The sequence below is a fragment of the Kaistia defluvii genome (genome assembly GCF_026343955.1).
In the GTDB taxonomy this organism is placed as follows: Bacteria; Pseudomonadota; Alphaproteobacteria; order Rhizobiales; family Kaistiaceae; genus Kaistia; species Kaistia defluvii.
The window spans coordinates 370,006-393,225 of sequence record NZ_JAPKNI010000005.1 but is presented as its reverse complement, the minus strand read 5'-3'; the positions used below and the strand labels follow the sequence as shown (position 1 = coordinate 393,225).

The following is a 23,220-nucleotide window of genomic DNA, read 5'->3' as shown; positions in this document are numbered from 1 at the left end:
CAGCGCATTGCGGCGGTTGTCTGCACGTCCAACCAGCCCTGCTAAGCGGACTCTGCGGCCCGTCGACACAAGCTGCCGGCGGGCCCACTCCGGTGCCATGATCCCTTCGGGATCGGTTCCGACCGCGTCGAGGAACGCCAGGACGTTGGGGGCGTCGAAGAAGACGCAGTCGGACATCCGAAATCAGGCTGTACCAGCGGGCGAACGGCACACCGTTGCGCGCGATCCGGCAACGGTTCCGCGATGCCGGGCGAGGCGGCGATGATCAAGCGGGCGACGGCCTGCCTCGGCGGGCATGCCTTCCGATGCGCGGGCGGGGCCCGTGGTCCCTGATGCCATTCACGGAGATGGCCAGACGCCGCCGCCGTGCCGCGTTCAAGCCGGAGACGCGGCAGACGGCGCCTTGCGGCACGGGGTGATATCCGATCGTGCGAAGCGCGGCCCGCCTTCCCGCAGATCCGTGCCGGACGAGACCGTGGGAAGCGGCGTTGTGGTGAGGAAAACAGGCCTTGCCGACTTGGCAGCCACCGATTGCCGCCGTATTATGCAACGATCCCTAGCCTGTTGATGAACGTGTAGGCGTCGTGCGGTCGTGCGACGTTAGGTTTGGCGTTTTGCCTGGAGTGTTCTTGTTGAACGACCCATGCCACGGTAAGGCCCCTTGAGCGAAGCGACGAGGGGAGACCCTCGACCGTCGCAGGCCACGCGACGCTGGTACGTCGCGGCCTCCCAGCCCGGCAGGGAAGATGTCGCGCAGCTGAATATCGGACGGCAGGGTTTCGTCTCCTGGCTCCCCCGGCAGCGCCGGATGGTCCGGCATGCGCGCAAGACCGTCGAGAAGTCGGTGGCCTTTTTCCCCGGCTACGTCTTTGTCTCCCTCGACCTCGCAACCGAGGCCTGGCGCCCGATCAATGCGACCGTTGGGGTCCGCTCGCTGATCATGCAGGGAGACCGTCCGATGGCATTTCCGGTCGGGCTGGTCGAGGGCATGCAACGCCTGGCGGATGCGTCGGGCCTGCTCAACGAACAGCCGATCCTGACCGAAGGCAGTACCGTGCGTGTGCTGGTGGGCCCGTTCGCGGAGATGGTTCCAGGGGCGCGGACGGAAAATGGGTCGCCAAGCCGAAGAACGAAGTGCCCGGCGCGACCGAGGCGGGTGACAACTGGAAGCACAATGTCACCATCCGCCATCTGCATGGCGACGCCGCGCCCGCGCTGCCGGCGCAGCCGTTGCAGATCGTGCCGCTGGTCAACCCGACCGAGCTTGCCGCCGGCGAGGTGTTCAAGGTGCGGGTGCTCTATGACGGCAAGCCGGTCGCGGGCGTTGCCATCACGCCGGACTATGTCAACGCGGCCGAGTCCACGCTCGGCACGACGGATGCCGACGGCATCGGCGAGGTCCTGATCCGCAATGAAGGGCTGAACGTCATCGCGGTCTTGCACCAGGTCCCGTTCACCGATGCCAGCAAGGCCGACACGGCCAACCACTTCGCCACGCTCTCCTTCGTCAACGGCCATCACGAAGACTGATGCCCTCCGGCCGGGAGCGCTGCGCTCCCGGCCGGATGCGTCGTGCCATTCCCTCATCATGGATCTGCCTATGCCCGCGTCCCGTCCCGATGATTCCCGCCTGCCCGTCACCGTGCTCTCCGGCTTTCTCGGCGCCGGCAAGACCACACTGCTCAACCACATTCTCCATAATCGCGAAGGTCGCCGCGTCGCCGTCATCGTCAACGACATGAGCGAGGTGAACATCGACGCGGCGCTGGTCCGTGACGGCGGCGCCAACCTGTCGCGCACGGATGAGCGGCTGGTGGAAATGTCGAACGGCTGCATCTGCTGCACGCTGCGCGATGATCTCCTGGCCGAAGTCCGGAGGCTCGCGGCCGAGGGACGGTTCGACTATCTGCTGATCGAGGGCACCGGCATCGCCGAGCCGCTGCCGATCGCCGCCACCTTCGATTTTCGTGACGAGGAAGGCGCGTCTCTGGCCGATGTCGCCCGTCTCGACACCATGGTGACCGTCGTCGATGCGGTGAACCTGCTCAGGGACTATTCCAGTCGCGATTTCCTGCGCGATCGCGGCGAGACAGCGGGCGAGGGCGACGAGCGGACGCTGGTCGATCTGCTCGTCGACCAGATCGAATTCGCCAATGTCGTCGTCGTCAACAAGAGCGGCGATGTCGCGGATGGCGAGCGCGACCTGGTGGTGACCATCGTCAAGGCGCTCAATCCCGATGCCCGCATCGTCTTTGCCAGCTTCGGGCGCGTCGCCATCGACGACGTGCTCGGCACCGGCCTGTTCGACTACGACAAGGCGCAGGAGCATCCGCTCTGGTTCAAGGAATTGCATGGCTTTCGCGACCATGTGCCGGAAACAGAGGAATATGGTGTATCCAGCTTCGTCTACCGGGCGCGGCGGCCGTTTCATCCGGCGCGATTTCAGTCGTTTCTCGATGCGACCTGGCCGGGGCTCATCCGTGCGAAGGGGCTGTTCTGGCTGGCGACGCGGCCGGAGTGGGTCGGCGACATGAGCTTGGCCGGCGCGCTGTGCCGTACCGGGCCGATGGGCTTCTGGTGGGCGGCCGTGCCGAAGGAGCGCTGGCCGAACGATCCCGACTGGACCTCGATGCTCCGCCGCAACTGGGCGCCGGTCTGGGGCGATCGCCGTCAGGAACTGGTCTTCATCGGCACCAGGCTCGACGAGGCCGCCATCCGCGCGGCGCTGGACGAATGTCTCGTCGGGCCGTCCGATCCCTCGCGCTTCGATCTCGCCTCCTTCAGCACGCTTCCAGACCCGTTTCCTGCCTGGCGGCGCGGCCAGGCGGCATAGGCGTGCGTCTGTTCAACCCGTTCGCCCCGCGCGATGCAGCCCAGCGAGCCGAGGCCGCGGCCCGGATCAAGGGCTGGACCCGCGCGGCGCTCGACTTCGACGAGGCGACCCGCGTTCTCGTGCATGAACTGGCCTGCTCGCGCCCGAACTGTCCACCGCGCGAGACGGTGATCCTGGTGGTGCCGGTCCAAGGCCCGCCCTTCAAGCTGGCGCTGCACAAGGCCATGGCGGATCTGACGCAGGATGAACTCACCCTTGCCTTGAGCGGTCGCGCCGTGTCCCTCCCCGCTTGAGGTCTTCGCCGGGCATCCACGCGACGAAGCTCCCGCTCTGACGGGGCGTGGACGGGCGGCGAGGCGCTTATTCCCGGACCGGTGCGGAATCGATTCCGCACCGGTCTTGCCTCTGGCGCACGCGAAAGGGATGGGCCAGAGGCCTCAGGCCGGATAGCGGCGCTCGGCCGGGCGGATCCGGCCGGCATTGCCGAGTTCGATGACGTAGCCGAAGTCCTTCTCGGTATCGAGGTAGTAGTGCTCGTCCTCGTCGATCCGGCCGCTCTGGATCACCGGATAGCCCTGGCGGGTGAATTCCTCGACCGCCTTCTCGCAATCCGCATAGAACAGCTTGATGTGGTGCAGGCCTTCGCCGTGCTTTTCGAGGTGCTCGTCATAGATGCTGTAGCCGGTCAGCGGCTGCATCAGTTCGAGCTGGGTATCGCCGCTCCAGGCGACCGCGATCAGGCAGGTATGCGTCGCCGGCTTGCCGCGATAGAAGTAGTTCTGAACCTTGCCGGGCTCGAACTGGTAGATGTCCCAGGGGCCGATCTGGAAGATGTCCCAGTGCCGCTTCATCGCCGCTTCGAGATCACGGACGACATAGGCGACCTGCATCGTGCCGCCTTCGGTGAAGGTTCTCATGCTTTGTCCCTCCCGCCACAAGCCCCGCCTCTCTCGGACGGGGTCTCGATCGCTGCCGGCTCGTGCCGGATGGACCCTAGCTAGGCATCGCGACGATCCGGGGTCAAGCTTTGGGGCGGGACGGGCAGAGGCCGGTCAGTTGGTCCCGTGGGCGGGACGGGCGCGGGGCAGGGGCGCGGCGCTGGGGTCCGACGCATCCATGCGGCAGCAGCCGGGGGCATCCGAGCGGACGCCGTCATCGGTCGAGGCAATCCGAATGGCGGCCGGCAGCTTGTGCGCGGCGGAAAGCCGTGCCGGCGAGGGCGTCGCGAACGCCATGCCGGTCGCATCCTTGGCGAAGCGAGACGAGGCGCTGGCCAGCGCCAGTTCCGGCTGGGCGATGGTCTGCTCGGCGTAGTCCGGCCGGATGACCTTCGAAGGCGGCAGGATCGCGGTGGCGAAGACCAGCCCGCGAACAGGAGCCGCGGCCGGTGCGTCCTGGTGGGTCGCGACCTGCGCCGACGTGGCGGGCCGGGGACGCGGCAGGATCGGTGGGACGATGGCGGCCATCTCGACGACGGGAGCGGCGACGACGGGCTTGCGGGGCGGGACGGGCGCCATGGCCGTCGCGACGGCGACCGAGGCTGCGTCCGCCTCGGCGGCGATATCGGGCTTGGCGCCCTCGGCCAGCACCAGCTTTTCGGCCGGTGCCTTCTGCGCGGCGGGATTGTCGGCGGCGACCGGAGTGGCCAGGGCCAGCATGGTCTTGTTCGACGGGCGGGTGACGATCTTGCCGGCGACCAGAACCGGCGTCGTCCCCATCGGAACCTTGATGAGCTTCGTCAGCAGCCGCTTGCGCTTCGCCTCGTAATAGTAGCCGCTCTTGTAGAGGCTGTGGGCCTTGGCCTGATTGCCGCCGGCGATGATGTAGGCATTGGCCAGATAGGCGCCGCCATAGATCAGGTTGGTCTCCGCATCGAGCAGTCCCTTGGGGGATCCGCGATAGCCGAGACCCTCGGCGGTCTTGGGCAGGATTTGCATCAGTCCCCAATAGGGGCCGTTGCGCGCAGCCGGATTGAACGTGCTTTCGGTCCGGACAACCTTGCGCAGCAACTCCACCGGCACGCCGTAGGTCTTGGCGTAATAGGCGATGCGGGCCTCGATGACCTCGCGCGTCGCGCCGTTATCGGCAAGGGCCACGGCCGGGAGCAGCAGCCCCAGCGACAGGCCGATCAGGCCACGCATCCACCCGGAAAGGGCAGGCTGGACGCGGCGGGATCGCGGGTGCATCGGGTTTGACAGTCGGATCAAGGAGGCTCCAAGCCTGGTTAATCGTTCGATAAAACTCTCACGCGGAGGCCGAAGAGGCAAGCCACCTATCGAAATGCGTGCGATGGGCGCGCCTGGCGCGGCTACATTCTTGTCCAAAGAACGGCAATTTGTGGCTTTTCCAAGAAGCCGGAGGAATCCGTTAAGCATAGCGCAGCCGCTTCCCGGCGCCCGACGGGATCGCCGGCAAAGCTCATTGCCGGCCCGCGCTTGTGCCGTCGCCGCTTGCTGCTACACTCCGTTTCAACAAGGCACGCGATGAGCTGCGCGCCGGGCTCATTTTGCCCTGTGTCCGCGCAGCCGAAGGATTTGATGTGACAATCTCGGGCGAGGATCCGCTGATCGCGGAATCCGGTGCGCCCGTCAGTGATTCCGTGGCGACGCCACGGAACCATGTCGGGACCGCCGATGGTTCTGGCCAGGCCCCCATGGGCAATGGCGCGGGACGGGTCGGCAAGAAGAAGGGCAGGCGGCGCAAGAAGCGCGGGCCTGTCTATGCATCGGGGCAAAAGCCCTCGGATGCGAAAGCCGGAAACGGCAAGCTCGGCGACGCCGCGCGCTCCGGTATGCCGGAACGCGATACGGGGGCTCGATCCGCGGTTAACGGCGGAGCGCGACCCGGTCATGCCGCGCATGCGCGTCCTGCCGGCAATCCGGCACGATCGCCGCATGGACACGAGACGCGCGGATCCGCCCGTCCCGAACCGAGGCCGCGCGCCGATATGGCGCCGGATGCGCTTTATGCGGCGCTCGATCTTGGCACTAATAATTGCCGCCTGCTGATCGCGCAGCCGCGCGAGCGCGGATTTCGCGTGGTCGATGCGTTTTCACGCATCGTCAGGCTCGGCGAGGGCGTCGGCCGCAGCGGGCGCCTTGGCGAGGCGGCGATGGACCGGGCCGTGGACGCATTGCGCATCTGCCGTTCGAAGCTGGCGGATCGCGGCGTGATGCGCGCGCGGCTGATCGCTACCGAAGCCTGCCGCTCGGCCGAGAATGGCGCGATCTTTCTCGAGCGCGTGCGCAGCGAGACCGGCCTGGTGCTGGAGATCGTGTCGCGCGAGACCGAGGCGCGGCTCGCTGTGTCCGGCTGCGCCTCGCTGATCGATCCGAATTCGAATGGCGCCCTGCTGTTCGACATTGGCGGCGGCTCGTCGGAGCTGGTCTGGATCGACCTGACCCGTCCCGCCGAAGCGCGGCGCCGGCGCATGTCGGACCGTATCCGCACCTGGGCGTCCCTGCCGGTCGGCGTCGTGACGCTGAGCGAACGCCATGGCGGCGAACTGGTGACCACCGAGGTGTTCGAGGCGATGGTCGCGGAAGTGGCCGACATGTTGCGGGATTTCCCGGAGGCGGAGGCGCTGGACCAGGCGGTCGCGGCGGGCAATCTGCACATGCTGGGCACCTCCGGCACCGTGACGACGCTTGCCGGCGTGCATCTCGGCCTCGAGCGCTATGATCGGCGCCGGGTTGACGGAACCTGGATGACGGGCGACGAAGTCAATCTGATGATGAATACGTTGACCGGCATGGACTATGCCGCCCGGATCGCCAATCCCTGCATCGGCAAGGAACGCGCGGATCTGGTATTGGCGGGCTGCGCCATCCTCGAGGCGATCCGCCGGCGTTGGCCCTGCCAGCGGCTTCGGGTGGCGGACCGTGGCTTGCGCGAAGGAATACTGGTGGAGATGATGGCGGAAGACGGTGTGTGGCGCCGTTCGCCGCATCGGCAGAATGGAAGGCCGTCATGACCGGCACCAAGAACAATTCGGGACGTGGATCCGGAGGGCGCGAGCTCACGGTGCGCGTCAAGACCTCGCGCGGCCGCACGGCCTCGTCGCAGCGTTGGCTGGAGCGGCAGCTCAACGATCCCTATGTCGCGCGTTCGAAGCGCGAGGGCTATCGTTCGCGCGCCGCCTACAAGCTGATCGAGATCGACGACAAGCATCACATCCTGGCCCCCGGCATGAGCGTGGTCGACCTGGGCGCGGCGCCTGGCGGCTGGTCGCAGGTGGCCGTCGATCGCGTCGGCTCGACCGACGACAAGAAGCTGGTCGTCGCCATCGACTATCTGGAGATGGACGAGCTTCCGGGCGTCATCCTGTTCAAGAAGGACTTCCTGGACGAGGATGCGCCGGCGCTGCTGGAGCAGGCGCTGGGCGGACGGGCCGATGTCGTGCTCTCGGATATGGCGGCCCCGACGACGGGCCATCAGAAGACGGACCATCTGCGCACCATCTTCCTCTGCGAGGTCGCGGTCGATTTCGCCATCAGAGTGCTGAAGCCGGGCGGGCATTTCCTGACCAAGGTTTTCCGCGGCGGCGCCGAGAATACGGTGCTGACCCAGCTGAAGCAGCATTTCACCTCGGTCCACCACATCAAGCCGCCGGCCAGCCGCGCCGGCTCGGTCGAGCTGTTCCTGCTCGCCAAGGGCTTCAAGGGGCGCAAGACCGGCGCCGAAGAGGGCCACGCCCGCGACGCGGCCGAGGACGACGGCAGCTGGCGTCCGTGAGGTAGTGGAGACCATGCCGGCTCCTTCCCCTCTTCCTGAGAGGTGAAGCAAGCTGGGAGGTCCTGTCGTTACGCCCGTTCGCGCATGGCGGTGACGGGATCCGGCGCCAGTTCCTTGACCGCGACGCTGCGGCCCGACATTTCCGAGCCCGCATCGCGCGGCATGCGGATGAAGAAGATCACGGAGCTCGCCGCGATCAGGCCGACGACGATGAAGGCCGGGTGGAACGAAGCCAGTTCCAGCTGTGAGCCGCCATGCGCCTGCATGGTCAGCTGCAGCGCGATCGCGCCGGTCGAGATGCCGAGCGATAGCGCCAGTTGCTGGAACACGCTGGTCATGCTGGTCGCCCGGCTCATCCGCGACACCGGCACATCGGCGAAGGACAGCGCATTGGCGCTGGTGAATTGCAGCGAGCGGAAGAAGCCGCCGATGAACAGCAGGCCGGTGATCAGGTGCAGCGGCGTTCCGATCGAGAACGCCGCCGGCACGCCGACAAAGAACGCGGCGATGAACGAATTTGCGATCAGCACCGTGCGGAAACCGAGCCGGCGCAGCAATGGCGGGGCGACGAACTTCATCGCGATCGCGCCGATGGCCGAGACGAAGGTGATGGTACCGGACTGGAACGGGGTCAGCCCATAGCCGAGCTGCAGCATCAAGGGCAGCAGGAAGGGCAGGGCGCCGATGCCGATGCGGAACAGCATGCCGCCGAAGACGCTGGCCGCGAAGCTCGGGATCGCGAACAGCGACAGGTCGAGGATCGGATTGGCGACGCGGCGGCTATAGAAGAAATAGACCGTCAGCAGCGCTGCGCCGCCGATCAGGCAGGTCGCGACATAGGGCCAGGGCATCAGGTTGAGCCCGAGCGAGGTCGAGCCGGTGATGAAACCGGCGATGCCGAAGGCAGTGAGCAGGAAGCCGATGAAATCGAATCGCACCTGTTCCTCGCCGCGAATGTCGGGGATGAACAGGGTGGCCAGCGTCACGCCGAGGACGCCGATCGGCACGTTGATCCAGAAGATCCAGCGCCAGTCGAAATAGGTGGTGATGAAGCCGCCGACGACGGGGCCGACGACCGGGCCGATCAGCGCCGGCACGGTCAGCCAGGCCAGCGCCCCGACCAGTTCGGATTTCTGCACCGACTTCAGGATGACCAGCCGTCCGACCGGCACCATCATGGCGCCGCCAATGCCCTGCAGCACGCGCGAGCCCACGATTTCCAGGATCGAACTGGACAGGCCGCAGCAGATCGAGCCCAGCGTGAACAGGACGATCGCCAGGCGGAAGACGGAGCGGGCGCCGAAGCGGTCCGCCACCCAGCCGGAGGCCGGGATGAAGATGGCGATGGTAAGCAGGTAGGAGGTCAGCGCCAGCTTCAGATCGATCGGGCTGACGCCGAAATCGCGGGCGATGGCGGGAAGCGACGTCGAGAGGACGGTGGAATCGAGGTTCTCCATGAACAGCGCGCAGGCGACGATCAGAGGAAGAAGGATCCGGGCGGGGGGACGATGCGAGGGCATGAGGCCTCTGGGGGAGGAATGCTGAGGGCTACCTTAGTATGATCCCCCGGCAATTCCGAGCCGGAATCACGCGGCCCTGGCGGCGTGATGCAGGGCCTCGCGGCAAGCGACCCGGTCGGGGTCGCGCCAGATTTCGCCGAGGTAGCCGTCGATGGTCGGCGAATTCCATGGATTGAGTCCTGCCCCGTGATAGGGGGTGAGTTCCCCGATCAACGGGCCTTGATCGCTCAGATAAAAATCGACCCGCAGATGGGCGAAGCCGGCCGCGGCCCGCTCGGCCACGGGGACGATCTCCCGGGCGACCTCCGGAGGCAGCTCGAAGTCACCCGGTGTGATTTTCAGGGAGTGGATCGGCAGCCGCGCGCCGGACGCATCGAACCAGTTGTCCCGGCGATCCTCCGTTTCCTTGGTGTCGGTGAGGACGCGGATCAGCGCGGAGCGCCCGCCAAAGGTGAAGACCTGCGCCTCGGCGGGCGCCTGACGGTCGGGCCCGAGCAGGAGCGGCTCCGCGAGGATGCGGCGGGGAATGTCGCGATAGCCCCATTCGAGCGACTGATCAAAATAGTCTTGCTTGAGCCACGCCCGAGCCAGCGCGGTCAGCGCCGGGATATCGCGGTCGCTCTCCTCCTTCACGATCGCCACGTAGCCGGAGGCGTGGCTCGGCTTCAGGACGAAGCGTTCCGGCAATTGCTCCCACGCAATCGCGTCGGGATCGGACCAGATGCCGAGCAGGGGGACGAGGAACGCATCGCCCGCGCGCTCGCGGATGATGTCGCGGACGGCGATCTTGTCGCAGACGACCTTGAGCAGGGGATCGCGGTCTTCGAGGATGCGGACCATGATATGGTCGTTGAAGCCGGCGGGGGGCGCGAGCCGCGCGGGCTGGCCCATCACCATCTGGAAACGCCGAAGGTGCCAGGACCGTATCAGCCGGGGGCCGAGGACGGGGCATCGCCGCAACGGTTGCTGCACGAGCCTGCGCCGCAACTGCTTGTAGATCCGACTGGCGGCCCGGATCCGCAGGCTCACCCTGGCGGGGAACGCTAGCGTCGCCCGTGGTCCCATGAAACCCCATCCCGCCTGATCAAAGATGGTCGCCTAGCATCTCGAGATCGGGCTGGGAAGCGGTAAGGCACATCTATGGATCTACGAAAACCGCCCGCTTGTTGCGTGGCTTGGTCCGGGCTGCCCGCAACGGACGGCGTCGCTGGCGGCGGCCGGATCCCCGATCCGGTCAATGGATGCCAAATGCCTGAAGAGCGTCCGGGGCGTCGCAGGTCCCGGGAGGCGTTGTCTTCTCGCCGGCCGGCGGCTTCAGTCCGACGCCTCGATGAGGGCGCCGAGATCGTCGATCTCGTCGATACGGGACGGGTCGGCCCAAAGCTGCCCGAACACTCTGTCGCAGCCGCGACGGTTCCAGGGGATGAGACCTGCCCCGCAATAGGGCGTCAGTTCTCCGATCCTGAGACCCTCGTCCGTGAGGTAGAAATCCACCCGAAGATGGCTGAAGCCCGCCGAAACCGCTTCAGCGGCGGCGATGATGCGCTCGGTCATCGCCGGATCCAGCACATAGTCGCCCAGCCTGTATTTGAGCGAATAGAACGGCAAGCGGACGCTGTTTCGATCAAACCAGTTGTCGCAACGATCGGGATTGTCCTTGCCGCCGAGGAAGACACGAATCGCCGCGACCTTTCCTCCGAACGTCAGCGCCACGGCTTCGATCACCTCGGCCCCGTTGGGACCGAGCAGAAGCGGTTCAGCCGTAATGCGGCGCGGCAGGCCGCGATACCCCCATTCGAGGCTTGAATCGAAAAAGTCATGGCGCAGCCACTCTGTCGCCTTGGCGGTGAGGGCCTGCGTGTCGAGCTGGCTCGCCTCGCGGATCAGGGCAACGGGGCCGGAGCTGTGATTGGGCTTCAGTACGAATCGATCCGGCAGCGTGTGCCAAGGGATGTGGCGCGGATCGCTCCACACTCCGAGAAGCGGCACGACGAACGCATCGCCAAGCCGCTCCCGGATGATGTCTCGAACCGCGATCTTGTCGCACACGATCTTCAGGCGCGGATCGCGGTCGTAGAGAATGCGATGGACGAGGTACTCGTTGAGATCGATGGGAGGACGCAGGCGAAGCGGACGTTGCATCCGCTGCTCGAAGCGTCGCCGATGCCAGGATCGAACCAATATGGGTCCCAGATACGGAGAACGCCGCAGCAGTCGTATTGCGAAGGGACGCGGCCGCCTGATGGCTTCACCGGCCACGCGAAGGACCTTCCGGGTCGTCTGGTGAAGGTGTTGGAGCAGCATCGGCGCTTGGCGACCATCCTGTTCGAGAGGTTGAGAGCGGGACGCGACGGATGCCCACGGACAGCCCGCGCGCCTTCCATGACGTCGCGATATTGAAGGGAACGCCGCATGGTGTGTCGAGTGATCGCCGGCACACCTCAACGCGTAGCGTGATTCTCGCAGACAATCGCTCGCCTGCGGCGATTTGTGCGGTGCAAGACTTTCCAGATCAGCCGACTCCATGATAGAGACCACCGCCAACTCTATTCGCTGAAACCTCGACCCGCCGGTGACCCTTGGTCCCTCGGCCGGTCTTTTGCATTCGGAGCGTTGGCCATGGCCCAGATCGTAGAATTGTCGACCGGACGCGAAGCGCTGACCTTCGACGACGTGCTGCTTCAGCCCGGTCACTCGCTGGTCATGCCCGGCGAGGTCGATATCCGCACGCGTCTGACGCGCGAGATCGAGCTCAACATTCCGATCATCTCCTCGGCCATGGATACGGTGACCGAGGCGCGGCTGGCGATCGCCATGGCACAGGCCGGCGGCCTCGGCGTCATTCACCGCAACCTCTCGCCCGAGCAGCAGGCCGAGGAAGTCCGCCAGGTCAAGAAGTTCGAATCGGGCATGGTCGTGAATCCCGTCACGATCGAGCCGGATGCCACGCTGGCCGACGCGCTGGCGCTGATGAAGGCGCACCGCATTTCCGGCATCCCCGTCGTCGAGGGCGGCGACAATCCGGGCCGGCTGGTCGGCATCCTCACCAATCGCGACGTCCGCTTCGCCTCCAATCCGGCCCAGAAGGTCTATGAGCTGATGACCCGCGAGGGTCTGATCACCGTCAAGGAAGGCGTCAGCCAGGACGAGGCGCGCCGGCTGCTGCACCAGCACCGGATCGAGAAGCTCGTCGTCGTCGACAAGGCCTATCGCTGCATCGGGCTGATCACCGTCAAGGATATGGAGAAGACGCAGCTCAACCCGAACGCCGCCAAGGACGAGCAGGGCCGGCTGCGCGTCGCCGCCGCCACCACGGTGGGCGATAATGGCATCGAGCGGACCGAGCGCCTGATCGACGCCGGGGTCGACCTTGTCGTCGTCGACACCGCGCATGGCCATTCGCAGCGCGTGCTCGACGCCGTCACGCTGGTGAAGAAGCTTTCGAACCGCGTTCAGGTCATGGCCGGCAATGTCGCCACCGCCGAGGGCGCCCAGGCGCTGATCGACGCGGGCGCCGATGCGGTCAAGATCGGCATCGGCCCCGGCTCGATCTGCACCACGCGCGTCGTCGCCGGCGTCGGCGTGCCGCAGCTCACCGCGATCATGGATGCGGTCTCGGCCGCCGACAGGGCGGGCGTGCCGGTGATTGCCGATGGCGGCATCAAATATTCCGGCGATCTCGCCAAGGCGCTCGCCGCCGGCGCCCGCTGCGCCATGATCGGCTCGCTGCTGGCCGGCACGGAAGAGAGCCCCGGCGAGGTGTATCTGCACCAGGGCCGCTCGTTCAAAGCTTATCGCGGCATGGGCTCGGTCGGCGCGATGGCGCGCGGCTCGGCCGATCGCTATTTCCAGGCGGAAGTGCGCGACACGCTGAAGCTGGTGCCGGAGGGCGTCGAGGGCCAGGTTCCGTTCAAGGGTCCGGTCAGCGGCGTGCTGCACCAGCTGGCCGGCGGCCTGCGCGCCGCCATGGGCTATGTCGGCGCCGAGAACCTCGAGGCCTTCCGCGAGAAGGCGCGTTTCGTGCGCATCTCGACGGCCGGACTGCGCGAGAGCCACACGCATGACGTGACGATCACCCGCGAGAGCCCGAACTATCCCGGCATCGGCTGATCCGGCTCCGGCCGAGTGGCTCGCCGGAATATGAGGGGGCAGGGGGGAACCTTCTGCCCCCTTGGTTTGTTTGCGGCCTGATGGCCGGCAATCGCCGGCGATCCACCGATCGGGGGCTCCATGCTGAAGACCGTCATCCTCTGGCCGGCGATCGCGCAATTTGCGCTGATCGCCTTCTGCTATCTCTGGCTCGGCATCACGCGCCGCAATGCCGTCGCCAGCGGCGCCGTGACCTCGACCGAATTCGCGCCCGGCGCCAAGGAGCCGGACGCGTCGGCGACCGCCCGCCGCCATCTCGCCAACCAGTTCGAGCTGCCGATCCTGTTCGTCGTGGTCGTCGGATTCCTGTTCGGCATCAACGGCACCTCGATCCTCGAAGTGGTGGTGGCCTGGCTGTTCGTCGCCAGCCGCGTGATCCACACGATCGCCTCGCTCAAGGGGCCGCTGGTGCTGCGGCATCTCAGCTTTCTGGTCGGATTCCTTCTGGTCTGCTTCCTCTGGCTCGACCTTGCCGTCCGGATACTCTAGAAGCGCGGGACCATGATCCCAGCCGCACGCATCTCCGCCGCCATCGAGGTTCTCGATGATATCGCAACCCGTCGCCGCCCGGCGCCCGACGCCCTGAAGGATTGGGGTCTCGCGCACCGCTTCGCGGGCTCGAAGGATCGCCGCGCCATCGGCGATCTCGTCTTCGACGCGCTCCGCCACCGGAGTTCGTCGGCGGCCGTGGGCGGCGGCGACGATGGGCGCTCCGTGATGCTCGGCCTGTTCCGCAGGCATCGCGGGCTCGACATCGCGGCGATCGAAACGCTGTTCTCGGGCGACCGTTTCGCGCCGGCGCCGCTGACCGATGACGAGCGCGCGGTGCTCTCCCGCGACGCGCTCGCCGGTGCGCCGGACTATATCCGTGGCGACTACCCGGAATGGATCGCGCCGAATTTCGCGCGCATCTTCGGCGACAATGTCGTGGCCGAGCTGCAGGCGCTGGCGACGCCGGCCCCCCTCGATCTTCGCGTCAACACGCTGAAGGCCGAGGCCGATCACGCCGCTTCCGAGCTCGCCGCCGCGATCGGCCGGACTCCCGAGCGCCCCGCGCTCTCCGCGCTCTGCCTGCGGCTGCCGCTGGAGCCCGGGTCGGCCGAGCCGCATATCGCCTCGACCGAGCCGTTCCTGAAGGGGCAGGTCGAGATCCAGGATCTGGGCAGCCAGCTCGCCGCCGAGTTCGCCGGCGCGCGTCCGGGCATGCAGGTGCTGGATCTGTGCGCCGGCGGTGGTGGCAAGACGCTCGCCCTGGCGGCGGCCATGCAGAACCACGGCCAGATTTTCGCGCATGATTCCGACCGCCGTCGACTTGCGCCGATCCATGATCGGCTGACGCGGGCGGGCGTGCGCAACGTCCAGGTCCGCACGCCGCGGCCGAACAGCGACGTGCTGGACGATCTCGAGCACCGCATGGACCTCGTCCTCGTCGATGCGCCCTGCACGGGCACCGGCACCTGGCGTCGCAATCCCGACGCCAAGTGGCGCATCCGTCCGGGGAGCCTCGCCGAGCGCAACAAGGATCAGGCGCTGGTGCTGGAGACCGCCGCCCGCTACGTCAAGCCGGGTGGGCGTCTCGCCTACATCACCTGTTCGGTGCTGGAGGAAGAGAACACCGACCAGATCGACGCCTTCCTCGCCGCCCATCCCGGCTTCGCGGTCGTGCCGCCGCAGGCCGTGGTCGAGGCCTATGAGCAGGAATCGATGAACATCCTGGGACCCGCCGTGCGCCTGCTGTCGAACGGTCTTCTGATGACTCCGCTCACCAGTGGCACGGATGGTTTCTTTGTTTCGGTACTGACACGCAGCGCCTGATCGCAATCATCTGTGCGCCTTCCGGATGTTGCCGGGTGTTCGTCTCGACAGCATGCGGTTGCGCCGATAGAAGGACCTCCCCGGGGTTCTCCCGATTACGGAGGTAGACTTATGCGCCTGCTCAGGCTTATCGCCATCATCCTTGTCCTGTTCGCGGGATACTGGGCCTACTACGTGTTCGCGGCGTCAAACCCGAACGACCAGTTCGGCGTACAGATCAACAAGGTGCTGCCGACAGCAGTGCGCGAATTCTCCTGCAAGAAGCTGAAGGAACGCTTCGCCGACGCCAAGGCGCCGGAAGGCTGCGCCGAGTTCGCCTTCTGGGCGCCGGCTCCCGAGCCCGTCGTCGAAGTTCCGGCGGCCCCGGTCGTCGAGACGCCGGCCCCGGCCCCGGCCGCTCCCGAAGCAACCCCGGCGCCTGCCGTCGAGGCCCCGGCAGCGACCCCGGCTCCCGCCGCTCCCGAAGCAGCCCCGGCGCCTGCCGCCGAGGCGCCGGCCCCGGCCGCCGAGACGCCGGCTCCCGAAATGCCGGATCCGGCCGCTCCCGCATCCGATACGCCTGCGACCGCAGCGCCCTGATCGCGATACCCGGCCCGCTCGAAAGAGCGGGCCGTTTTCTTGTCTGGAAGCGCGATCGGCCTGTTTTCCGACCTATGCATGCGGAGATCGGCAGCTCCGCGATTGCAGTTTGCGGCGCGATCGCTTAACCGAGGGGCCATTCCCCTCAGACGCCGGGCCGCTCCATGACCGACAGCATTCTCATCATCGATTTTGGATCGCAGGTAACGCAGCTCATCGCGCGTCGCCTTCGCGAAGCCGGCGTCTATTGCGAGATCCACCCGTTCCAGAATGCGGACGCCGCTTTCGGCAGGATGCAGCCGAAGGGCGTGATCCTCTCCGGAAGCCCGGCCAGCACCGGCGACATCGGCTCGCCGCGCGCGCCGGACGCCGTATTCGCGGCGGGCGTCCCGGTCCTGGGCATCTGCTATGGCGAGCAGACGATGATGGCCCAGCTCGGCGGCCGCGTGGAAACCAGCGATCATCGCGAATTCGGCCGCGCCTTCGTCGAGATCCAGGAAGCGTCGCCGCTGTTCGAGGGCGTCTGGGAGAAGGGCAGCCGCCATCAGGTCTGGATGAGCCACGGCGACAAGGTCATGGCGCTCCCCGAGGGCTTCCAGGTCATCGCCGTCTCCCATGGCGCACCCTTCGCCGCCATCGCCGACGAGACCCGCCGCTTCTATGGCGTGCAGTTCCATCCGGAAGTCGTCCACACGCCGGACGGCGCGAAGCTGCTCTCGAACTTCGCCCATAACATCGTCGGCCTGAAGTCCGACTGGACCATGTCGGCCTATCGCGAGCAGATGATCGAGAAGATCCGCAAGCAGGTCGGCAAGGGCAGGGTGCTTTGCGCGCTTTCGGGCGGCGTCGATTCCGCGGTCGCGGCGGTGCTGATCCACGAGGCGATTGGCGACCAGCTGACCTGCGTCTTCGTCGACCACGGCCTGATGCGCCAGCATGAGGGCGACCAGGTCGTCTCGCTGTTCCGCGAGCACTTCAACATTCCGCTGGTCAGCGTCGACGCCGCGGATCTGTTCATCGGCAAGCTCGAGGGCGTCTCGGATCCCGAGACCAAGCGCAAGATCATCGGCGGCCTGTTCATCGACGTGTTCGACGCCGAAGCGAAGAAGATCGCCAGCGACGGCAAGGGCGCCCCGGAATTCCTGGCCCAGGGCACGCTCTATCCGGACGTGATCGAGAGCGTCTCGTTCTCGGGCGGCCCGTCGGTGACGATCAAGTCGCACCACAATGTCGGCGGCCTGCCGGCCCGCATGAACATGAAGCTGGTCGAGCCGCTGCGCGAGCTGTTCAAGGACGAGGTGCGGGCGCTCGGCCGCGAACTCGGCCTTCCCGACAGCTTCGTCGGCCGCCATCCGTTCCCGGGCCCCGGCCTCGCCATCCGCCTGCCGGGCGGCGTGACGCGCGAGAAGCTCGACATCCTCCGCAAGGCCGACGCGATCTATCTCGACGAGATCCGCAAGGCCGGCCTCTACGACACCATCTGGCAGGCCTTCGCCGTGCTGTTGCCGGTGCAGACGGTCGGCGTGATGGGCGACGGCCGCACCTATGACTCGGTTCTGGCGCTGCGCGCCGTGACGTCGGTCGACGGCATGACGGCGGATTTCTTTCCCTACGACATGAACTTCCTCGGCCGCGCCGCGACCCGCATCATCAACGAGGTCAAGGGCATCAACCGCGTCGTCTACGACGTGACGAGCAAGCCGCCCGGGACGATCGAGTGGGAATGATTCGCGCCTACCCAAATGCCAGCGATTGCCGCCGCATACCCTTATAACATACTGAAAATAAAGAGACTTCTCTTTCGCCGCCAATCGCCGGGCAAACTTCGCGATCGGCGGCGGAGCTGACGGTATGGGGCGTCTTGTGACGTAGCGGAATTGTATGCCGTCTTGGCCTGGAGAGCTTATGACGGTATTTTTTTTGACCTTATTCCATTGAGACTGAAGGGAATTCTCTGTCCGCGCGGTCAAACTTGGCCTCACGGTATCTTTGGGGCTCGCTTGCGTTGCTGAACGTTTTCGAAGGGCCCGATGCCAACCGATGCGGCCATCAAGGTCCCGAAATCAAAGGGCAAATTGTACAAGCCCGCAGTAGGCGCTGTTCCAAGGCCACGGCCTTGGGCGAGAGATGTGACGGCATCACCCGTCCCCGGCCCACTGCCGGATCTCGTCAGCCAATTGCTCGAGAACGCCTGTCGTCCCGGCGGAGAGCGGGTCCGGAAACCGTTGCTCGGGATATGCGAGCGTGCCCCCCAGATGCGCCGGCTGGACGCAGGGCATCTCGTGCTGTGCGAAAAACCGGATCATGTTGTCCGCGCATTGGCGCACACTCGGATCGCCCGCGGGATCGGTGGCGCCGTTGACGATGACCGCTCCGAGTTTTCCTTTGAGCTGTTGTCCGTCCCGCCACAGCGGATCCGATCTGTCGAGCAGGGCGACGCCCAGGGCCGGCGGCATTCCGAAGCAGGTGGGAGTAGCCATCAGAATCACGTCCGACTCTTTCATGAGTGACAGAACACGATCGATCCCGTCGCCGTGGTATCCAAACGTTTGATAGCACTGCTCGCACCCGAGACAGTCGATACGCTCGTCGGCCAGACGCACCCGGTCCACGACCTTCATCCGCCAATCTCTCCCGAGCGAGCGAAGAACCTCGCCGAGCATCCGCCCTGAGTTACTGGACGCGCGTGGGCTGCAGTCTATTCCAATGATGGTCCTCGCTTTGTCCATGTGAGGATCCCTGGCAAGGCGTGACGGCTCGATGCCGAATGGCACGGGCGACGTTTGAGTATTCCTACCGATTGCTTCAATCTCGATCATACTCGCTCTCGACCTTCAAGACCGAGAGGGAGGAAACGCGTGAGCTCTATAACATCCGGCAATGCCGAGCAGTATGGCGATAGCCGCAAGCTTGCGGCTCGCGCCCGGCTGAACCGCGAGTATACGATCGCCGAAACCGGCTGGTTTCCTTGGACAGCGAGGCAGCTTCCTCTCAAGCCCGGCGTCAGCATCCTGGATGTCGGGTGTGGTCCCGGCTGGTTCTGGGAGGCAGCCGCAAACGACCTGCCGCCAAACCTGCGCCTCACGCTTTCCGACCTTTCGTCGGGCATGGTTCGCGAAGCCGTTGAGCGTTGCCGGCCCCTGCCATTTGCATCGGTCACAGGCCAGCAGGCCGACGCGGCCGCGTTGCCCTTCGAAGACGGCAGCTTCGATGCCGTGATCGCCCTGCACATGCTTTATCACCTGCCGGTCCCGTCGAAGGCGGTCGCGGAAATGCACCGGATTCTGAAGCCCGGCGGTTTCCTGGCGGTGACGACGAACGGCGCCGGCAACATGCGCGAGATGTATGCGCTGACAACCGTGTTCGGCAGTCCGCCGGTCGATCCGGCGGGCGCTGCGTTCGGATATGACGCGGCCGAAGGGATCATGCAGGCTCAGTTCGGCAACGTGACCATGAACCAGCATCCGGCCTGTCTGCGCGTAACCGATCCGGAAGACGTATTCCTGGCCCTGACGTCCTATCCTCCCGGCGATGCTGCTGATGACGCGCAGCTTGACGCATTCCGGGATGCGATCACTGAGGCATTTCAGGCCGGAAATGGGGTTCTTGAGGTGGGCAAGGAAAGCGGTCTGTTTATCGGTAGGAAGGCGGCTTGAGCTGTCGAGACTCGTCCCTGGCCATCTCGTCCGGTTCCGAGGACAGCCTGGCAGGAACGTCTGGTGCCGGATCATCGTCGGGATTCGTCTCGAGCCATCGGCGCATGGTGACCAATCGGCGGTCTCGTAGCCGGCTCGATCCGCCAGAACCATTTCCACGACGTCGCAATCGAGTCCCACGCGAAGCCATCGGGGCGGCGTTGGCCCCTAGGCGGTGGGGTGGTTCGCCAGGAGGCCGCGCAGGATGGTCTCGGTGATCGTCTTGGCGGCTTTCGCGCGGTCGGCTTCCGAGAGCTCACTGACATCCAGCGCATCGCAGGCCAGAGCCTCGAACTCGACATAGAACTGGGTCGCCGACCAGAGCAGGATGAACAGATGCCGCGCATCGACCGGCACGATCTTGCCCGCGGCGGCCCAGGCATCGATCACGCCCGCCTTTTCCGCCGTGACCCGCCGCATGTGTTCGCGTGCGTCCAGGGACAGATGCTCCGCGCCTTGCAGGATCTCATTGGCAAAGAGCCGGGTCTCGGCCGCGTTGGCCCAGGCGTGATCGAGCTTTGCGCGAACATAGGCTTCGATCGCCTCGGCAGGATCACGATCCGCCGAGATGTGCCGGAATGCATCGTCCCAGCTATGGATCAGCTGGTCGATCGCGGCATTGTAGATCTCTTCCTTGGACGAGAAATAATAATAGACATTGCCCTTTGGCAGGCCTGAAGCCTTGGCGATTTCCACGATCCGCGCGCCATCGAGGCCCTTGCGGGAGAAAATCTCCACCGCGGCCGTGAGGATCTTCAGCACGTTCCGCGCTCGGATCGGCTCGTCGGAAACCTCCGGGATCGCAGGCTCCATTTCAACCGATCTGCTGGGCTCAGCCATTGGGTATCCCGTTGTCTCTAAACATCTTTTCCCGGATCGATCGCCCGGAACTTCGCGCATAACCATCCCCGGTCCAACCCTTCAACCGTAGGGGACCTTGGGAATCGAAGCACCAATAAAAAAGAAGTTGACAATATGGTCAACTTCTTTTCATAAAAAGCTGACAAAACGGTCAGGTTCCTGAAAGCGACCTGTCGACCGCCGCCTTGGGGAGGGTGCGAATGGCAATGCCGCTACGGGCTGCGATGCAGGAGTTTCTGGCGGATTGGCGCGCCGATCTGGATTCGCCATGGCGTGCTCTGCTCGGACATGTCGCGCTCGATTTCGAGGGGATGACGCCCGAGCTGGAGCTCGAAGTCTGGGAGCCGATCTTTCCTGTCCGCCGTGGAAAGCACTTCCCGGGAATGCCGGTCGGCACACATTGCCTGCGCGCGTTCGACGGGATTTCTCCGGACGACGTGACGTGCGTCGTGCTCGGCCAGGATCCCTATCCGGAGCCGGGCTTTGCGACCGGGCGGGCCTTCGAGGCGGGAAACCTCGCGGGCTGGAGTGAACTCGACAAGATGTTCTCCAAGAGCATTCGCGCCTATACGCAGTTGATCGTCGCCGCGCGCACGGGGGATCCGTCCTATGCGCGCGATTTCGGCGACTGGCCGAAGACGCTGGCGGCCATAGAGAGCGGGGCGGTCCCGCTCGAAGCGCCGTCCGATATTGCCGATCGCTGGGTTTGTGAAGGCGCCTTGCTGCTCAATGCTTCGCTGACGCTGACGCGCTTCAAGGTCGATATCGACGTGCATCAATCGCAGGGTCACCTGGTTCTCTGGCGGCCCTTGATCGTCGAAACCCTGCGGGTCCTCGCCGCGCGCGAAAAGCCGCTTGTGTTTCTGGGGTTCGGCGACGCGGCCGCGCAGGCGCTGGCGCTAGCGGGCATCGACGAAGCCGCTGGCGGACATGTGCGCTGCATTCTGCGCGACCATCCGGCGCACGCCGACGACGTGCTTCGCCGCCCCAATCCGCTGGTTCTCTGCAACGATTTTCTGGAGGAGATGGGTGCTCGACCCATCGCTTGGTAACATGGCCGCAACGAAGACATTCGATTACATCATCATCGGTGCCGGTTCGGCGGGCTGTGTTCTTGCCAACCGGCTTTCGGCGGATCCGGCCAACAAGGTGCTGTTGCTGGAAGCTGGCGGACGAGATCTCAATCCGCTGTTTCGGCTGCCCATGCTGATGGGCAAGCTGTTTCATTCCGGCATCTACAACTGGCACTATCACACCGAGCCCGAACCGCATCTCAACGATCGCTCGCTGTACTGGCCGCGGGGAAAGGTGCTGGGGGGCACCTCGACCATCAACGGCATGATCTATGTGCGCGGCAACCGGCACGACTATGATCGCTGGGCGCAAATGGGCGCGAAGGGATGGTCGTATGACGAGGTGCTTCCGGCCTTCCTGCGCTCCGAAACCCATGTGCAGCGCAAGGATGCGTATCACAACACCGAAGGCGAACTGACCGTCTGCCGCGCCCGCGGCTGGAACGGGCTGCTCGACGTCTTCAACGAGGCCGGTGGGCAGGCTGGCTATCCGCTGAGCGACGATTTCAACGGCGAAGACCAGGAAGGTTTCGGCCGCTACGACTTCACCATCACCAAGGGCAAGCGCTGCTCGGCCGCCTATGCCTTTCTGCGCCCGGCCAAGAAGCGGCCGAACCTGACGATCATCACCCGCGCCCACACCCGGCGCATCCTGATCGAAAATGGCCGCGCCATCGGCGTCGAGTTCAGCCGGAAGGGCAATATCACCAGGGTGCATGCGGATCGGGAGGTCATTCTCTCCGCCGGTGTCGTCAACTCGCCGCAGATTCTCATGCTCTCGGGCATCGGCCCCGCCGACGAACTGGCCGAGCACAACATCAAGGTCGTGAAGGACCTGCCGGGTGTCGGCAAGAACCTTCAGGACCATGTCGATTGCGTCATGGCGTATGAATGCCGCGAGCCGGTGACGCTCTATTCCGATCTGCGCGCCGACAAGCTGACCTGGTCGGTCATCCAGGGCATGCTGTTCGGCGAGGGCATCACCACGACCTTCCCGTACGAGGCCGGCGCCTTCGTCAAGTCGCGCGACGATCTTGCGGCGCCCGACATCCAGCTTCACTTCATGCCGGCGCTGGAAAAGACCGCCAACCTCCACTTTCCGAACCCGTTCAAGAAGGAGCGCGTCGAGGCCAATCACGGCTTCTCCTTGCGGGTGGGGCCGGTCAATCCGGAAAGCCGCGGCGAGATCCGTTTGCGCTCGGCCGATCCGATGGATCGCCCGCGCATCAACGCCAACTACCTGCAAACCGAGTTCGACATCCGCACGATGATCAACGCCATCCGCATGACGCGGGAGGTGATCCAGCAGAAGGCGTTCGACAAGTATCGCGGCAAGGAGCTTGCTCCCGGCCCGGCTGTCGAGACCGATGCCGAACTGACCCAATGGCTGCGCGCCAATGCCATGACAACGTTCCATCCCGTCGGCACCTGCAAGATGGGCACCGATCCGATGGCCGTCGTCGATGCGCAGCTGAAAGTTCACGGCGTGGAAGGCCTGCGCGTGGCAGACGCTTCCATCATGCCCATCATCTCCAGCGGTAACACCAATGCTCCGGCGATCATGATCGGGGAGCGCGCCGCTGAATTCATTCTCAAGGAGGCCCACCAGTGATCGTCGAGCACCGCACCTATACCTTCAAGCCCGGCACCGTCGATGGCTGGCTCAAGAAGTATGAAGCGGAGGGTCTGCCGATCCAGAAGCGGCACCTCAACACGTTTCTCGGCCTCTTCGTCAGCGAGATCGGGCATCTGCACACCACGGTCCTGATGTGGCGCTACGACAGTCTCGCCGACCGCGAAGCGCGGCGCGCCGCCATGTATGCCGACCCCGAATGGCAGGCATTCATCGCCGGCGTCTGGGCGCTCGACGCCATCCAGACGCAGGATGTGATGATCATGAACCCGGCACCGTTTTCGCCCGGCGCATAAGGCATGCGGGTGCCCACAGGCACCCGCAAAGC

21 protein-coding genes and 1 pseudogene are annotated in these 23,220 nt (G+C 65.5%); 15 read left to right on the top strand and 7 right to left on the bottom strand.

What is annotated here, in order from left to right; all coding sequences use genetic code 11:
* Positions 1-661 precede the first annotated feature (661 nt).
* The 4 genes and pseudogenes from OSH10_RS22970 to OSH10_RS15535 all read left to right on the top strand — a co-directional run.
* A pseudogene (locus tag OSH10_RS22970) lies at positions 662-970 on the top strand (transcription termination/antitermination NusG family protein); the annotation flags it as partial.
* A gap of 164 nt (positions 971-1,134) precedes the next feature.
* Positions 1,135-1,530, top strand: a complete 396-nt coding sequence (locus OSH10_RS15545) for a DUF4198 domain-containing protein (protein WP_266332766.1) — start codon at positions 1,135-1,137, stop codon at positions 1,528-1,530.
* A gap of 70 nt (positions 1,531-1,600) precedes the next feature.
* Entirely contained in the window at positions 1,601-2,833 is a 1,233-nt protein-coding gene (gene zigA / locus OSH10_RS15540) for a zinc metallochaperone GTPase ZigA (protein WP_266332765.1), read from the top strand.
* Between the two features lie 2 nt (positions 2,834-2,835).
* Positions 2,836-3,126, top strand: a complete 291-nt coding sequence (locus tag OSH10_RS15535) for a hypothetical protein (protein ID WP_266332764.1) — start codon at positions 2,836-2,838, stop codon at positions 3,124-3,126.
* A 144-nt stretch (positions 3,127-3,270) separates the two neighbouring features.
* Here OSH10_RS15535 and OSH10_RS15530 read toward each other — a convergent pair whose 3' ends face one another.
* Together OSH10_RS15530 and OSH10_RS15525 are read right to left on the bottom strand one after the other, a co-directional pair.
* Entirely contained in the window at positions 3,271-3,750 is a 480-nt protein-coding gene (locus OSH10_RS15530; protein ID WP_266332763.1) for a VOC family protein, read from the bottom strand.
* A gap of 135 nt (positions 3,751-3,885) precedes the next feature.
* Entirely contained in the window at positions 3,886-5,040 is a 1,155-nt protein-coding gene (locus tag OSH10_RS15525; RefSeq protein WP_266332762.1) for a transglycosylase SLT domain-containing protein, read from the bottom strand.
* 332 nt (positions 5,041-5,372) lie between these two features.
* Between OSH10_RS15525 and OSH10_RS15520 the strand changes: the two genes are divergently transcribed.
* Positions 5,373-6,806, top strand: coding sequence for a Ppx/GppA phosphatase family protein (locus OSH10_RS15520; protein WP_266332761.1), 1,434 nt, complete (start codon positions 5,373-5,375; stop codon positions 6,804-6,806).
* Positions 6,803-7,567 (top strand): RlmE family RNA methyltransferase, encoded by a 765-nt coding sequence (locus OSH10_RS15515; RefSeq protein ID WP_266332760.1) that lies wholly within the window; start codon positions 6,803-6,805, stop codon positions 7,565-7,567. The genes OSH10_RS15520 and OSH10_RS15515 overlap by 4 nt, the downstream gene beginning before the upstream one ends.
* Positions 7,568-7,635: 68 nt before the next feature.
* Here the strand turns inward: OSH10_RS15515 and OSH10_RS15510 are convergent, their stop codons facing one another.
* The 3 genes from OSH10_RS15510 to OSH10_RS15500 form a co-directional block, all read right to left on the bottom strand.
* Positions 7,636-9,087, bottom strand: a complete 1,452-nt coding sequence (locus tag OSH10_RS15510) for an MFS transporter (RefSeq protein ID WP_266332759.1) — start codon at positions 9,085-9,087, stop codon at positions 7,636-7,638.
* Positions 9,088-9,153: 66 nt separating this feature from the next.
* Positions 9,154-9,984: an ATP-grasp fold amidoligase family protein gene (locus OSH10_RS15505; protein WP_266332758.1), complete on the bottom strand. Its 831-nt coding sequence runs from the start codon at positions 9,982-9,984 to the stop codon at positions 9,154-9,156.
* A gap of 417 nt (positions 9,985-10,401) precedes the next feature.
* The gene (locus OSH10_RS15500) at positions 10,402-11,346 is read right to left on the bottom strand and encodes an ATP-grasp fold amidoligase family protein (RefSeq protein ID WP_266332757.1); all 945 of its coding nucleotides are present in this window, start codon (positions 11,344-11,346) and stop codon (positions 10,402-10,404) included.
* Between the two features lie 360 nt (positions 11,347-11,706).
* Between OSH10_RS15500 and guaB the strand changes: the two genes are divergently transcribed.
* The 5 genes from guaB to guaA all read left to right on the top strand — a co-directional run bounded on the left by guaB (position 11,707) and on the right by guaA (position 17,357).
* Entirely contained in the window at positions 11,707-13,197 is a 1,491-nt protein-coding gene (guaB, locus tag OSH10_RS15495; RefSeq protein WP_266332756.1) for an IMP dehydrogenase, read from the top strand.
* 120 nt (positions 13,198-13,317) lie between these two features.
* Complete coding sequence (locus OSH10_RS15490) at positions 13,318-13,725, top strand: MAPEG family protein (RefSeq protein WP_266332755.1); 408 nt, start codon at positions 13,318-13,320, stop codon at positions 13,723-13,725.
* A 12-nt stretch (positions 13,726-13,737) separates the two neighbouring features.
* Positions 13,738-15,051, top strand: coding sequence for an RsmB/NOP family class I SAM-dependent RNA methyltransferase (locus tag OSH10_RS15485; protein WP_266332754.1), 1,314 nt, complete (start codon positions 13,738-13,740; stop codon positions 15,049-15,051).
* A 111-nt stretch (positions 15,052-15,162) separates the two neighbouring features.
* Positions 15,163-15,630, top strand: a complete 468-nt coding sequence (locus tag OSH10_RS15480; protein ID WP_266332753.1) for a hypothetical protein — start codon at positions 15,163-15,165, stop codon at positions 15,628-15,630.
* A 164-nt stretch (positions 15,631-15,794) separates the two neighbouring features.
* On the top strand, positions 15,795-17,357 hold the full coding sequence (gene guaA / locus OSH10_RS15475; protein ID WP_266332752.1) for a glutamine-hydrolyzing GMP synthase: 1,563 nt from the start codon (positions 15,795-15,797) through the stop codon (positions 17,355-17,357).
* A gap of 411 nt (positions 17,358-17,768) precedes the next feature.
* Here the strand turns inward: guaA and OSH10_RS15470 are convergent, their stop codons facing one another.
* On the bottom strand, positions 17,769-18,359 hold the full coding sequence (locus OSH10_RS15470) for a flavodoxin family protein (protein ID WP_266332880.1): 591 nt from the start codon (positions 18,357-18,359) through the stop codon (positions 17,769-17,771).
* A gap of 129 nt (positions 18,360-18,488) precedes the next feature.
* On the opposite strand from OSH10_RS15470, the gene OSH10_RS15465 reads away from it, so the two are divergent.
* Positions 18,489-19,286, top strand: a complete 798-nt coding sequence (locus tag OSH10_RS15465; protein ID WP_266332751.1) for a class I SAM-dependent methyltransferase — start codon at positions 18,489-18,491, stop codon at positions 19,284-19,286.
* A gap of 207 nt (positions 19,287-19,493) precedes the next feature.
* Here OSH10_RS15465 and OSH10_RS15460 read toward each other — a convergent pair whose 3' ends face one another.
* The gene (locus tag OSH10_RS15460) at positions 19,494-20,165 is read right to left on the bottom strand and encodes a TetR/AcrR family transcriptional regulator (protein WP_266332750.1); all 672 of its coding nucleotides are present in this window, start codon (positions 20,163-20,165) and stop codon (positions 19,494-19,496) included.
* A 221-nt stretch (positions 20,166-20,386) separates the two neighbouring features.
* On the opposite strand from OSH10_RS15460, the gene OSH10_RS15455 reads away from it, so the two are divergent.
* Genes OSH10_RS15455 through OSH10_RS15445 form a run of 3 tightly spaced genes read left to right on the top strand, consistent with a single transcriptional unit; the run spans position 20,387 to position 23,188 of the window.
* Positions 20,387-21,238, top strand: coding sequence for a uracil-DNA glycosylase family protein (locus OSH10_RS15455; RefSeq protein ID WP_266332749.1), 852 nt, complete (start codon positions 20,387-20,389; stop codon positions 21,236-21,238).
* A 1-nt stretch (position 21,239) separates the two neighbouring features.
* The gene (locus OSH10_RS15450) at positions 21,240-22,871 is read left to right on the top strand and encodes a GMC family oxidoreductase (RefSeq protein WP_266332748.1); all 1,632 of its coding nucleotides are present in this window, start codon (positions 21,240-21,242) and stop codon (positions 22,869-22,871) included.
* On the top strand, positions 22,868-23,188 hold the full coding sequence (locus tag OSH10_RS15445; RefSeq protein ID WP_266332747.1) for an NIPSNAP family protein: 321 nt from the start codon (positions 22,868-22,870) through the stop codon (positions 23,186-23,188). Before OSH10_RS15450 ends, OSH10_RS15445 begins: the two co-directional genes overlap by 4 nt.
* Positions 23,189-23,220: the final 32 nt, after the last annotated feature.

Excerpts from the sequence above, each read along its gene's own strand:
- zigA (WP_266332765.1), top strand. The coding sequence starts at position 1,601 with ATGCCCGCGTCCCGTCCCGATGATTCCCGCCTGCCCGTCACCGTGCTC.
- OSH10_RS15530 (WP_266332763.1), bottom strand. The coding sequence starts at position 3,750 with ATGAGAACCTTCACCGAAGGCGGCACGATGCAGGTCGCCTATGTCGTC.
- OSH10_RS15515 (WP_266332760.1), top strand. The coding sequence starts at position 6,803 with ATGACCGGCACCAAGAACAATTCGGGACGTGGATCCGGAGGGCGCGAG.
- OSH10_RS15510 (WP_266332759.1), bottom strand. The coding sequence starts at position 9,087 with ATGCCCTCGCATCGTCCCCCCGCCCGGATCCTTCTTCCTCTGATCGTC.
- OSH10_RS15505 (WP_266332758.1), bottom strand. The coding sequence starts at position 9,984 with ATGGTGATGGGCCAGCCCGCGCGGCTCGCGCCCCCCGCCGGCTTCAAC.
- guaB (WP_266332756.1), top strand. The coding sequence starts at position 11,707 with ATGGCCCAGATCGTAGAATTGTCGACCGGACGCGAAGCGCTGACCTTC.
- OSH10_RS15490 (WP_266332755.1), top strand. The coding sequence starts at position 13,318 with ATGCTGAAGACCGTCATCCTCTGGCCGGCGATCGCGCAATTTGCGCTG.
- OSH10_RS15485 (WP_266332754.1), top strand. The coding sequence starts at position 13,738 with ATGATCCCAGCCGCACGCATCTCCGCCGCCATCGAGGTTCTCGATGAT.
- OSH10_RS15480 (WP_266332753.1), top strand. The coding sequence starts at position 15,163 with ATGCGCCTGCTCAGGCTTATCGCCATCATCCTTGTCCTGTTCGCGGGA.
- guaA (WP_266332752.1), top strand. The coding sequence starts at position 15,795 with ATGACCGACAGCATTCTCATCATCGATTTTGGATCGCAGGTAACGCAG.
- OSH10_RS15470 (WP_266332880.1), bottom strand. The coding sequence starts at position 18,359 with ATGGACAAAGCGAGGACCATCATTGGAATAGACTGCAGCCCACGCGCG.
- OSH10_RS15460 (WP_266332750.1), bottom strand. The coding sequence starts at position 20,165 with ATGGCTGAGCCCAGCAGATCGGTTGAAATGGAGCCTGCGATCCCGGAG.
- OSH10_RS15455 (WP_266332749.1), top strand. The coding sequence starts at position 20,387 with ATGGCAATGCCGCTACGGGCTGCGATGCAGGAGTTTCTGGCGGATTGG.
- OSH10_RS15450 (WP_266332748.1), top strand. The coding sequence starts at position 21,240 with ATGGCCGCAACGAAGACATTCGATTACATCATCATCGGTGCCGGTTCG.